12 protein-coding genes are annotated in these 13,333 nt (G+C 32.0%); 11 read left to right on the forward strand and 1 reads right to left on the reverse strand.

Annotated elements, in window-relative coordinates:
- Window positions 1–75: 75 nt before the first annotated feature.
- The 11 genes from ACH0AK_RS08855 (at window position 76) to ACH0AK_RS08905 (ending at window position 12,026) form a co-directional block, all read left to right on the forward strand.
- Complete coding sequence (locus tag ACH0AK_RS08855; protein WP_010735935.1) at window positions 76–1,467, forward strand: sugar transferase; 1,392 nt, start codon at window positions 76–78, stop codon at window positions 1,465–1,467.
- A gap of 17 nt (window positions 1,468–1,484) precedes the next feature.
- Window positions 1,485–2,525, forward strand: a complete 1,041-nt coding sequence (locus ACH0AK_RS08860; RefSeq protein WP_499796854.1) for a glycosyltransferase family 2 protein — start codon at window positions 1,485–1,487, stop codon at window positions 2,523–2,525.
- Window positions 2,526–2,569: 44 nt separating this feature from the next.
- Window positions 2,570–3,286: an IspD/TarI family cytidylyltransferase gene (locus ACH0AK_RS08865; RefSeq protein ID WP_010735933.1), complete on the forward strand. Its 717-nt coding sequence runs from the start codon at window positions 2,570–2,572 to the stop codon at window positions 3,284–3,286.
- Window positions 3,287–3,299: 13 nt separating this feature from the next.
- Entirely contained in the window at window positions 3,300–4,361 is a 1,062-nt protein-coding gene (locus ACH0AK_RS08870; RefSeq protein ID WP_010735932.1) for an NAD-dependent epimerase/dehydratase family protein, read from the forward strand.
- A gap of 62 nt (window positions 4,362–4,423) precedes the next feature.
- Window positions 4,424–5,506, forward strand: a complete 1,083-nt coding sequence (locus ACH0AK_RS08875; RefSeq protein WP_034691703.1) for a glycosyltransferase family 1 protein — start codon at window positions 4,424–4,426, stop codon at window positions 5,504–5,506.
- Between the two features lie 12 nt (window positions 5,507–5,518).
- Complete coding sequence (locus ACH0AK_RS08880; RefSeq protein ID WP_010735930.1) at window positions 5,519–6,334, forward strand: LicD family protein; 816 nt, start codon at window positions 5,519–5,521, stop codon at window positions 6,332–6,334.
- An 11-nt stretch (window positions 6,335–6,345) separates the two neighbouring features.
- A complete protein-coding gene (locus ACH0AK_RS08885; RefSeq protein ID WP_010735929.1) occupies window positions 6,346–7,329 on the forward strand; it encodes a glycosyltransferase in 984 nt (327 codons plus the stop codon).
- 17 nt (window positions 7,330–7,346) lie between these two features.
- Complete coding sequence (locus tag ACH0AK_RS08890) at window positions 7,347–8,297, forward strand: hypothetical protein (RefSeq protein WP_010735928.1); 951 nt, start codon at window positions 7,347–7,349, stop codon at window positions 8,295–8,297.
- 11 nt (window positions 8,298–8,308) lie between these two features.
- Window positions 8,309–9,370 carry an EpsG family protein gene (locus ACH0AK_RS08895; RefSeq protein ID WP_010735927.1) on the forward strand — a complete coding sequence of 354 codons (1,062 nt, stop codon included), beginning with the start codon at window positions 8,309–8,311 and terminating at the stop codon, window positions 9,368–9,370.
- A gap of 120 nt (window positions 9,371–9,490) precedes the next feature.
- Window positions 9,491–10,915 (forward strand): lipopolysaccharide biosynthesis protein, encoded by a 1,425-nt coding sequence (locus ACH0AK_RS08900; protein ID WP_010735926.1) that lies wholly within the window; start codon window positions 9,491–9,493, stop codon window positions 10,913–10,915.
- 151 nt (window positions 10,916–11,066) lie between these two features.
- Window positions 11,067–12,026, forward strand: a complete 960-nt coding sequence (locus ACH0AK_RS08905; protein WP_010735925.1) for an NAD-dependent epimerase/dehydratase family protein — start codon at window positions 11,067–11,069, stop codon at window positions 12,024–12,026.
- A gap of 111 nt (window positions 12,027–12,137) precedes the next feature.
- On the opposite strand, the gene ACH0AK_RS08910 is transcribed toward ACH0AK_RS08905, so the two are convergent.
- Window positions 12,138–13,292: a serine hydrolase domain-containing protein gene (locus tag ACH0AK_RS08910; protein WP_023519383.1), complete on the reverse strand. Its 1,155-nt coding sequence runs from the start codon at window positions 13,290–13,292 to the stop codon at window positions 12,138–12,140.
- Window positions 13,293–13,333: the final 41 nt, after the last annotated feature.

A 13,333-nucleotide genomic window follows, 5' to 3' on the forward strand; every position in this document is an offset into this window, starting at 1 on the left:
TGGTTATTCACTATGTTTTTAAAGTGTGCTATGGTAAGATGATAGAGGTATTATTTTGTGGTTAGGAGTGTATACATGAATAAAAATGGAGAATGGAATGTTGCTCGTCGGATATTCATTATCATGCTGGATGTCTTAGTTTACAATGCAGCGATATATATAAGTTTTTTATTGAAATTTCAAGGAGAAATTCCCACACGGAATTTTGAGACCTTTCAACATTCTGCAGTGTTTATATCTATCATCTTTATCGTCTTGAATATTTTATTAGGGGCATACGTCTTCTATAATCGGATGATCAGTGACATTATATTTGTGACTGTAATAGGGCAAGTATTGATGTCTTTAGGTGTAATGGTGGTGACTTTCGCTGGTAGATGGTTTGCCTTTCCACGGGCAGTTATTCTTTTATCTTTGGTAGTAGGAACAGTTTTACTGAGCTTATACCGCATCTTGGTCTACAAATTATATTTGAAAGTCAGTAGAGACAAGAAAGTAGTGATCGTTGGACTTGAAAAAGATGTTGCTCCAGCAATCCAAAATTTCCAATCTAAAAAAAATAATAAACATAAAGTTGAAGCGGTCGTTATCGATAACTATTATGAAAACATCAAGAAGATGATCGATACAATCGATATCGTCTACTTGTCATCACATATTGAAGAAAATGAAAAAATCAAGATTTATCAATTAGTTACTAAGAAGGAAAAAAAATTATTTTTGAATACGACTTTTGAGAATTTAACAATGATCAATCCAAACATTATGAACTTTGAAGATGAAAGTATCATTGAAGCTTCTGGTTTCAAGATACAACCAGAAGATGAATTGTTCAAACGCTTATTCGACATTATCATTTCTTTTATCTTACTGATCCTTGCATCACCTTTCATGTTGCTTACAGCAATACTAGTCAAAGTGACTTCACCAGGACCAGTGATCTATAAACAAGTCCGTATCACTAAAAATCAAAAAGAATTTTCAATCTATAAATTCCGGTCAATGACAGCGACAGCGGAAGCAAAATCAGGACCTGTCTTAGCGAAAAGTAATGATGCTCGAGTAACACCAGTCGGTAAATTTATCCGTGCTGTACGTTTTGATGAATTGCCACAGATTTTTAATGTGTTAAAAGGCGATATGTCGATCGTCGGTCCACGCCCAGAAAGACCTTTCTTTGTGGATCAATTCAATGCAGAAAATCCTTATTATTATTTGAGACATAATGTCCGTGCAGGCATCACCGGCTATGCTCAAGTATATGGGAAATATGTTTCTGACTATAACAGCAAGTTACGCTTTGATTTGTTGTATATCAAAAAATATTCGTTAATGATGGATCTAAAGATCTTATTGCAAACGATCAAGATCCTTTTTGATAAAATGTCTTCCCAAGGGTTAGAAGAGGATGAAAATGCCAGCTCATTAAAAGAAATAGATTTTCCCCAAGAAAAAATTTATAGTTGAGTTGGAGGAGCTGAAAAATGAAAAAACCGATTTTCAGTATTATCGTTCCTGTCTATAATGCCGAAGATACGATCGAGCGTTCGATTAATAGATTGCAATCGTTAGAATTTAATGATTATGAAGTGATAATAGTGAATGATGGCTCTACGGATAAAACAGAACAGTTGATCCATCAATTAGTCGACAAAAATCCTAAGTTTCAATGGGTGACAACTAAAAACCAAGGACCAGGATTTGCACGTAATGAGGGGCTCAATCGTGCGAGGGGGGAATACATCCTCTTTTTTGATGCAGATGACACTCCGAATCGAGCAGTATTAAAAGAATATGAACAACTTTTGAAAAAACAACCGAATGCTGATTTGATTGTGAGTTCCTTCATATTTCGAACTATTGATGATGAAAAAGTAATCTCTGAAAAGATAAATCAGGTCACCGAACATCGATATACGAAACGAGAAGAATTTTTGCAAGACATGTACACATTGATGAATCAGCAACTGATGTATGTTGTTTGGAATAAATGCTACCGTAAAGATTTGTTAGAAAAATATAGTGTTCGATTCAAAAATTATAGTAGTTGTGAAGATCGAATTTTTAATTTAGATTATTTTGAATACTGTGATGAGGTCCTAATGAATCCTAGTATTGTTTATACCTATGAATTCCAAGGTGGCAAAGGAATAACAAATAAATATAATAAAAATAAGTTTCAAACATTTGAAGACTTTTATTTACGAGCAAATGAAGTGACAAATAATAATAATAAAGCAGGAATGGCTTCCCTTTTATTAAAAGGAACAACGTCAGTTCTTTTATCGATTGCTGAAACGTATCAGTTAACTAATATTGAAAAGAGACATGCAATAAAAGAAATTTTAAATAGTGATGTAATAAGAGAAGCGCGCTCGATTGCGTGTACTGATTCGATCATTAAAAAATTGACAAAGTTTTATTTCAACCTACCAAGTACAATCGCTTATCATACTATTATTTTTGCAAATAAGATCCAGCGAATTAGCCCGCGATTAATCGCTTTATTAAAAAGAAAATATTAAGTTCTTACAGTTAGTTAAGATCACAAAAAGGAGAAAAACATTTTATGAATATTGCTTTATTAACTGCTTCAGGTACTGGAACTAGAACAGGACAAGATATTCCAAAGCAATTCATCCATGTGAATAATATTCCAATCCTAGTTTATACACTGAAAGCTTTTGAAGAACATCCAGAGATTGATGAAATTTGTGTGGTTATTTTAAAAGGTTGGGAAGAAATGCTGACTGCTTATGCTAAGCAATTCAATATCACAAAACTAAAGTATATTGTTGAAGGTGGTAATTCTGGACAAGAATCAATTTATAATGGATTGAAAGAAATCTACAAAAAAAGAGCAAAAGATGATGTTGTATTGATCCATGATGGTAATCGACCTATGGTCAGTGAAAAAATCATCAGTGAGAGTATTGCAGTTTATAAAGAAAATGGAAATGCTGTAGCTGTTATTCCTTGTACAGAAGTTGTTTTCACATTAGAAGAAAAAGGAGAGACAAGTTCAGTAAATTCATTGAATCGAGATCTTTTAGTTCGTACACAAACACCGCACACGTATCAATTAGGTGAAATTATCGAAACCTACCAATTAGCAGAAGAAAAGGGAATTAATGATATGGCAGCTTCATGTCAGTTGATGCAAGTTTTAGGAAAAAAATCTTACTTTTCACCTGGATCAGAGAAAAATTTAAAAATCACTACTTTAGAAGATTTAGAAATTTTTAAAGCATTATTGAATTCAACAAATGATGACTGGATCAAGTAAGGAAGGTAAGAAAATGAATCTATTAGAAAACGAAACTTATCTTTCAAATCTAAAAATGTGTGTTCAAAAAACTACTGATATATTTCAAAAATTCAAAGATAAATCTGTCATGATCACAGGAGCAAGCGGATTGATTTGTTCTGCGGTGGTCGATTTATTGATTATCGCTAATCAAGAACTTGATTTGCAGATGACAGTATATACTCTTGGAAGAAATATCGAAAGATTAAAAACACGTTTTTCTACTTATTCGGCAAGTAAATGCATTGTACCAGTATTGTATGATGCGACGAAAGAGTTCACTTTTACTAATAAAGTAGATTATATTATTCATGGCGCGAGTCATGCGAGTCCTGAACTTTATTCAGAAAAACCTGTAGAGACAATGCAAGGCAATATTTTTGGGCTGAATTCATTATTGGAATTTTCAAAGAAAGAACAAGTTGATAGACTGTTATATGTATCATCAAGTGAAGTCTACGGAGAATTTAGTACAGATAGACCTTTACTTGAATCTGATTATGGTTATATTGACCTATTGAATCCACGATCTTCTTATTCTATGGGGAAACGTGCAGCTGAAACATTATGTGTTAGTTATTTAAAAGAATACTCAGTCAAGAGTGTAATTGTTCGTCCAGGACATATTTATGGTCCTTCAGCAAAACAAGAAGATAAACGTGTTTCCTCAGCATTTGTTTTAGATGCTTTGAAAGGTAAAAAAATTATTATGAAAAGCACAGGTAGCCAAATAAGATCCTATACTTATAGTCTGGATTGTGCTACTGCCATGCTATATGCACTTGTTAAAGGAAATCCTGGAGAAGCCTACAATATATCCAATCCATGTTCAATTATCAGTATTGCAGAGATGGCTAAAAAGATTGCGGAAATTGGGAATGTTGATTTGGAGTTTGATTTGCCTACTGCAGGTGAAGCAAAACAATTCAATCCTATGAATAACTCCAGTTTGAATAGCGAAAAGCTGAGTGCTTTAGGATGGAAAGCATTTTTTGATGCAAAAGATGGATTTAAGAATACTTTGGATATCTTATCAGAAAGTATCTCAAAATAATTCTATACTTTTAACCGTTATAGAGTATTAAATATAGAAAAATAGGTGATCAAGTGAACAAAGTGAAAAGAGTGTTACATTTTCAGGGGAGAATGGGCAAAGGTGGAGCCGAATCCTTCATGATGAATCTATATAGAAGAATCGACCGTCGTAAAGTACAGTTCGATTTTTTGATTTATGATGATTTTGCACATGTGACAGATTATCATGAAGAGATAAAAAAACTGGGTGGAAGAATATTTGTAGTGACTAATCCTAAAAAAAACATCATAAAGTATTGGTTTGAGGTTAGAAAACTTTTAGCAGAACAGCATTTCGATATCGTTCATAATGAAGTGTATTTTGGCGGAGGTATCAACCTGGTATTAGCTAGAAAACGAGGAATAACACAACGAATAGCACATAGTCATGCCACTAGTGACGGAAAATCGTCTAATTTTTTAATGAATTTACTAAGGAAATATTTACATCATTTACTTATTAAAGAAGCAACTGATTTTTTAGCTGTTAGTAAAGAAGCTGGAGATAGCTTATTTCAAGGTCATCCTTATGAGATTATTCATAATGGTATTGATTTATCATTGTATAAGACGGATGAAGATGTACGTGCGGAGAAAAGAGCGGAGCTGGGACTTTCCCCAAATGATTTTGTTATCGGGAATATTGGACGTCTCGAAAAGCAAAAAAATCAAACCTATCTCATTGATATCGTTAGCGAACTATTACAAAAGAAACCAGATGCAAAATTGTTGATTGTTGGAGCGGGTTCGTTGCAAAAAAGTTTAGAGAAACAAATAACTGAATTGAGCCTATCAAAAAATGTGTACTTGCTAGGTGAAAGAAACGACATTCCAGAGTTGTTTCAAGCTATGGATGTATTTTGTATGACATCTTTGTACGAAGGTCTTCCAATGGTCGGCTTAGAGGCTCAGGCAAGTAGAAAAAAACTCGTATTATCGAGTACGATTTCTCCAGACACGAAATTGACTCCAAACGTTACTTTTATTGGTCTTGATGAAGCTAAGGCAACTTGGTGTGAAGCAATTTTAAGTCAGCCTTTGAATAATGAAATAACACAAGAATTAATGGAATATGATGTTAGCCATACATTACAACAAATGTTAAAGGTATATAAGGTTTATTAGAGGGAGTAAACAATGTCTGATTATTTAAGTACAAAAGAAATCCATGAAGGTTTGCTAGATTTATTAAAATTTTTTGATCAGTTTTGTCAAGAACACGATATGACATATTTTTTAGCTGGAGGAACCTTACTAGGGGCCATTAGACATAAAGGTTTTATTCCATGGGATGATGATGCAGACATCATTATGCCAAGAAAAGATTACAATAAACTTATCAGCTTAGCACATAAATTGCCAGATTTTCTAGAATTAAAAGCTTTAGAAATCGATAATAAATGGGAATATGCTTTTACAAAAATAAACGATACACGAACGTATATCGATGATGATTATCGAGTTGCCCAGCATGGATTATTTTTAGATATTTTTCCGATTGATTCTGTACCAGAAAAAACTTTTAGCCAAAAATTTTTAGTAAAAAGAATGAAGTTATTAGATGTTTTTAGAGGTGCAGAGAGTAAGAAAAAGTTTAAACCAGAAGAAAAATTTATTTTTATCAAAAAAATGATTGCTAAGTATGCTAGACGTAAGGGTGCGAATCACTTTGCTAGGAAGATGGATCAACTCGCTAAAATTACGAATGAGCGACAGATTGATTCTAGTTTAAAAGGAGTAAGTGTATCAACAATTTATGGAGTGAGAGAATTTTTGCCATCTAGTACTTTTTCTGAAGCTATCTATGTAGAGTTTGAAGACGCGAAGTTATCGATCCCAAAAAATTACAAAGTTTATTTAGAGAGTCTATATGGAGATTACATGCAATTGCCACCTTTAGAAAAGCAAAAAGGAGATCACTATAAAATAAAAAGACATAAGAAAGAAAAGTAGGTAATATAAATATGAGAGATAAATCTTTTACAGTTTCAGTGATTATGCCGACTTATAATGGTGAAAAAAATATCATTGAACAATTAGAATCAATCAAAAATCAAGAACGTATGCCTGATGAAGTATTATTATGTGATGATGGTTCAACCGATCGCACGGTTGAGATCGTAACTAATTTTATAGAAGAAAACCAATTATCTGGATGGCAGTTGTTGATCAATGAGGTAAACATCGGTTGGAGAGAAAATTTCATCCGCTTGATTCACCAAGCAAAGGGGGATGTGATTTTTTTTAGTGACCAAGATGATATTTGGTACCCGCACAAAATTAAACATATGTCTGAAAAGATTATGTCGGACCCGGAAAATATAAAAGTACTAGTTTCTAATTATGATGAGCTACTTGAAGAAAATGGTGTCTCTTATCCATGTGAAAAGAGAAAGATACCGACAAAACAACCAAATGATTATATTTATTTTTCTAAAAAAAATGTATTTTTAAATCGACCAGGATGGGTTTATGCTTTTCAAAAAGACTTTATTCCGACTTTCGATGAGTTTCTCGAAACATCACTTTATCCAGTTCATGATATGGCGATGTGGTCTACAGGTGTTTTAACAGACAAGTTATATCTACTAGATGAAAAAACAGGATTATGGCGAAAACATGGAAGTAGTGCCATGCAAATTGAAAATGAAGAAACAGAAAAAACTGCAGAAACTAAGAAAAATATACGTTTAGGAAAACTGGAGTTATTAAAAATTCTAACAGAATCAAATTTGAATTTTGTTCAACGAGTTGATGTGCCAAATAAAGAGTATAAAATAAAAACATTGAAAGCTTTATTAAAGGAATTAGAAACAAGATTAAAGATTATCGAAGAAGATAAACCAATGGCTGTGTTGACATCTTGGAACTCTTATACAGTTTTGCATTCTTTTCTAGCTGATATCTTATACTTTACAAAAAGCAGAGTGAATAAAAAATACCGGTAATAAATGGAGGAAAATACATGTCCAATAATAGTCTGTCGCCTAAAGATATATATTCTTTTTTTAGAGATCATTTAAAAGTATATGTTGTTTCATTTATAGTAAGTTTACTTCTTGTAGGTGGGTTATTCTTCTATTCAAATTATTCTCAAAGTAAGATTGAAAATAATAATCAAATAAATCGTCCATTATTCTCATTTATTTTAGAAAATAGTCAAGGTAACATCATGACTGCTTCAGGGGCTGTAAAACAAGTATTTTTAACTAGTTTACAGGAAAAAAATCAATTTTCAGATGAGACACTTGAAAAATTAAGTGTAGGATACAATGATATCCAAAACACGATTGATGTTCAGTTTACAGATGATGTCCCAGAGCAAGAACAAAAACAAATATCTGAATTATTGCAAAAGGAAATGACTAATAACGAGTTACCATTTTTTGATAATAAAACGTTCTATTATATCAACAAAGATATCCAATATAATAAAACATTGCCAGCACAAGTGAGTGAAGGAATTAGTACAAAAAAAATCATTTTATTAGTATTAGTAATGATAGTTATTACATTGGGTCTAGGAACTCTTTTAGTAAGTTGGAAAGAGTACAGAACCAAAGTTATCACGCAAAAATTCACACTGGGAAATGATGTTCAAGCGATTGATATCAATTCCTTAGACTTATCAACAGTAGAAGAAAAACTAAATATTATCAATTCACTATTGAATGGCACATCTGAAAATAAATTTTTGGTTTTAGAAGAAAATAATACCATTGATAAAAATAAAATTTTCAAGCATGATGATACAAATATTTATTCAAATTTGAATCATATTATTGAGCCTGTGTCGTTTAAACCAGATGAAATTTTAATTGTTTGTTTTAAGAAAAATACGACAAAAAAATGGTATAGAGAACAATTAGAGATTGCAAAAGCTTTAACTAATATCATTAAAATAATCTATATATAAGGAGAACAGCATTGTACATTTATGTAGGAACATTCGCACTGCTAGCGGTATTGTCAGTTTTGGAATATTTTACTAGAAAAAAAATATTTTTTTATGCTGGTATCGTATTTTTAACGTGTTTAGCAGGTTTTAGATTTTCTACGGGATATGATTTTTCTTCCTATAACAATTTTTTTGATAGGTTAATTAATTGGGATAAAATATTCGATGGTAGTATTGATGCAGAACCTGGGTATCTTTTATTAAATTATATCGTACGTGAGCTAGGAATGAATTTTTCAACTTTTATCTTATTATTTTCTATAATAAGCATGTTATTGCTCGCTTATGCACTTAATAATTATTTTCCGGTTCCATCAATTGCACTACTCTATTACTACTCTAGATTTTTTCTAGTACGTGATATGGGGCAAATAAGATCTTCTATTGTGGCTATCATATTCTTATTGGCTTTACCAGCGTTCAAAAAAAGAAATTTAAGAAATATTATTCTACTTTCGTTAGTAGGTTCATTATTTCATATTGTTTCTATTTTTATTATTCCTGCGTATCTTTTCGTACAGATTGTTAAAGAGATCAACGTCCCTAAAGAAATATTTCTGATTTCATCTAGCGCATTTGTAGGAATCATTTTCTTTTTCCCAAATTTATTTAGGTTTATGATTCCAGATCGTTACTATGGTTACTTATCTGGGTACTATGCACAAGGTAGTTGGATTTTTAATCCGGTATTCATAATGCAATTAGTCATACTGATTGGCGCAACTATTTTCGTAAAAAACAACAATACAGTTTTTACAGAAAACTTTAATATAATATTGTCTTTATATTGCTTATCGACGATTCTGTTAGTGTGTTTCGGACCTTTAGCAACAATTGGTGGAAGAATCAGTACAATATTTTCAACAGTAGAAATTTTTATCGTACCCATTGTATTGGAGAAACTTTTTAAAAATAAATTTCTATTTTTAATAACTTTTATTTTGTTCAGCTTCTGTATATTTATTTTGATTTTTATTGTTTCTGGAGCATATAATTCATATGTCCCATACAATACGATATTCTTTAAATAATTAATAGTATTCAATAGATTAGCTTAAATACTACTAAGGTTAATTTGTAAGAAATATAGAGGCACAAGCACTATATATAAGATGGTTTTATTAAATAGTATGACAAAGTAGGTATTAATAATGAATGATAAAGCAAGAAACGTAATGAAAAACTTATACTATACTGTAGCTGCAAATTTTGCTACTTTAGGAATATCAGTGCTATTAAATCTATTTGTGCCAAAACTTTTAGGTGTTACTGAATATAGCTATTGGCAACTTTATGTTTTTTATTCGTCTTATGTAGGTTTTCTACATTTTGGTTGGATTGATGGCATCTACTTAAAAATTGGCGGAGAAGAATATGATCAGTTGAATAAACGAGATTTGGGTACACAGTTTTGGTATCTAATGATCTTTGAACTATTCTTATCTTTCTTTGTAGCTATATGGGCCTGGTTGTTTCTTCCTCATTCTGAGCAATCAGTCATACTTATCTTAACAGCAATAGTGTCAGTCGTGACGATTATAAAAACATTTGTTTTATATATTTTACAATCGACGAATCGAATCAAAGAGTATGCACAACTATCAAGAAATGATCGATATCTATATGTTTTATTTATTGCTATTTACTTTTCTTTAGGTGGTAGAAATTTTTTCTGGTTGATTTTATTAGATATCCTTTCTAAATTGTTGGTAACATTATGGGGAATGTCTTTGATTAAAGATATGTTAAATGTCAAATTAATCAATTTACGAGTTTTATTCCCAGAAATATTAGATAATATCAATATTGGTAGTAAATTAATGATTAGTAATATTGCGAGTATGCTGATTATTGGAACAATCCGTTTTTTTGTGCAACAAAAATGGACAATCGAAACATTTGGTAAGTTGTCATTCACACTAAGCCTTTCAAATATGTTTTTGACGTTCATCAATGCCATTGGCATTGTTATGTTTCCTTTATTAAGAAGGACGAATAAAGAGAGATTGCCTGAATTGTTTCGAATTCTTAGAGGATTATTTGTCCCATTAACGTACGGATTACTAATATTTTATATTCCTGCAAAAATCATTTTAAGTTTATGGTTACCGGAATATGCAGAAAGTCTTAGGTTTATGGGGATTTTATTCCCAATTGTCATTTATGAAGGAAGAATGTCATTACTGATCAATACGTATCTAAAAACTTTGAGAAAAGAAAAAACGATTTTATTTGTAAATATCATTACGTTAGGAGTAACATTACTTGCGTCTTTATTTGTGATTTTCATTGTTGGAAATTTAGATTTGACTGTTTTACTCATTTTAATTAGTTTGGCCCTACGTTGTAATCTGGCTGAATTTTTCTTATACAAAGATTTGCGATTAACAATAGGTTGGAAGCATGTTATTGAAACATTATTAACTGTGCTATTTATTTTAAGTAACGTACTATTCAATGCATCCTTCGCAAGCATGGTTGTATACGTCGTTATTTATATTGTATATCTTGCTTTTATACATCGATCAATTATTGCTAGCTATAAAGATTTTCGTATTTTACTAAAAGAACGTTAATCTAAATTTCTGTATAAAATCATTCATAAAAACGTCTCGTAAAAAATATTTTATTTTCTACGAGACGTTTTCGATTACACTGCATAGTGTTCAATATCTTATCATGGTAAAATAGGTTTATATTTTTTAATAAATAATTGGAGTGAATAAAGTGGATAAAATATTAATTACCGGTGGAGCCGGGTTTATCGGTTCAACAATGGCAAATCATCTAGGAGATCATAACGATATTGTAGTTATTGATGATTTATCAATGGGGAATAGAGAGAATTTAGATCAAACAAAAAAAATCACTTTTATTGAAGGTGATGTCAGTGATAAGCAAAAAATGGAAAAGATTTTGCAATCTCACCAGTTTGACTATATCTTTCATTTAGCTGCTATAGCTAGTGTTGCTGATTCCGTTGAACGGCCGTTGGAAACTCATCGAGTGAATTTTGATAGTGTCTTGATGTTACTTGAGTTGATTCGTAAGTATCAGCCAAATTTAAAGCGTATTGTATTTAGCTCTTCTGCAGCTGTTTATGGAGATGAACCAACACTACCTAAAAAAGAAGAGTCAGTTATTCGACCGTTGACGCCTTATGCTATTGATAAATTTGCCGCTGAACAATATGTACTTGATTATTGCCATTTGTATGATGTGCCAGGAACTGCGGTACGTTTCTTCAACGTATACGGTCCAAATCAAAATCCAAATTCGCCATATAGTGGGGTGATCTCGATTTTAGTGGATCGCTATAAAAAGCAACTTGCAGGTGAAAAAGCGTCATTTACTTTATTCGGCGATGGGAGTCAATCAAGAGATTTTGTCTATGTCGAAGATGTTGTGCAAGCTTTATTACTTGTTTCAAAAGAAGAAAAAGCATTAGGGCAACAATTCAATGTTGGAACGGGAAACAGTACAACTTTACTTGAGTTGATCCAGACAATCAATCAGATTCTTGAAGTTGAATTACTGTTAGATTATCAAGAGGAGAGAGCAGGAGATATCCATGACTCTTTAGCTGATATCACTAAGCTTTCAACCCTTGGTTACCAACCTAAACATAGCATACTAGATGGCATGAGAAAATATTTAGCAACAGAAATAAATATGACAAAATCATAAAATTTCTATATCTAGGGAACAACTGAGAAAACCTTGTATCAAGCCAAATTACTTATACAAGGTTTTCTTCATTCTTATTCAATTATCACAGATGACAGGTAAGCAAATTGCTTATTCATCATTTCCCATCAATTTATAAATCTGATCTCTAAGATCGGTGGCTGTTGTTTTATATTTTTTATCGGCTTGGATATTACTTTCTAATACAACTGCATCAGAGGTATCTTTTTTCATTGCTAATACCGCATGGAAACGATTGATGTTTCCTTGAGCAAATATGGTATCTCTCCCACTGTAGACCCCGCCGTTATATGGACGTCCATTCAAATTCTTTCCCCAAAGAGAAAAAAGTAAATCTTGTGGAATCAATTTTCCTTTTAATACTTTTGTAAAAAATTCATTCAAGTCATAGACGGACATACTGATATTTCCAGTTCCTAATTCATTACGTATATCTGTTTCAGATTCAGTCAAAGCTTGATGATAATCATCGTCTGGACTCATTTGATAAGAGACTGCGTGTTCTGAAGTGTTTTTGACTTGGTCATAGAAGGTCGTCTGTTTTAATTGTAAAGGAGTGATGATTTGGTCATACACCAACTTTTCGTATGGCTGATGAGTTAATTTCATTAAAATACCTGTTAGTAACGTGAAATTCAATGGTTCATATTTGTAACTTTGATCATTGGTATATTCGAGATGGTCTAGGGCAAACTGGATCACCTCTTGGTCATTCATCGGTACGGTCGGAGAAGCTGTTTTTTTCAATCCTGATCGCATATATAATAAGTCTTTGATCGTGATTTTATTGCTACCGTTGATTTGGGGATAAAATTTATCCAGTTTTGTATCTAGAGAAAGTTTCCCTATATCAACTTGTTTTAGAATCAGTAGTGCAGTCATTGCTTTTTGGATCGAGCCAATTTGATAATACAAAGATGGAGTATTTGGTTGCTGTGCTTCTTCGTTAGCGTATCCGTAGCCCTTTTCAAGGATCACTCGATTGTTTTTACGAATATAGACAGATCCGACATAATCATTTTTTTGTAATAATTGGTCGATTTGATCGGCAAGGACCTGTTCATCTTTGGTCAAATCTAGGGAATCGTTTGCCACTTGAATCGAGGCGGATACTCTTGACTGGGCCATTTCATAGGTAGCCCAAGTGATAATCCCAATAGTGACGACTAAAATGAATAAGCAGATTTTTTGAGAAAAAGAAAAATGGGAAGCTTGTTTTCTTCTTAAATGTTTCCTTGTGTTCATGTACATCAATCCTTCCTGTCAAAGAGCTTAGTGATTTAAAT

This window comes from Enterococcus pernyi (assembly GCF_045371165.1).
In the GTDB taxonomy this organism is placed as follows: Bacteria; Bacillota; Bacilli; order Lactobacillales; family Enterococcaceae; genus Enterococcus_B; species Enterococcus_B pernyi.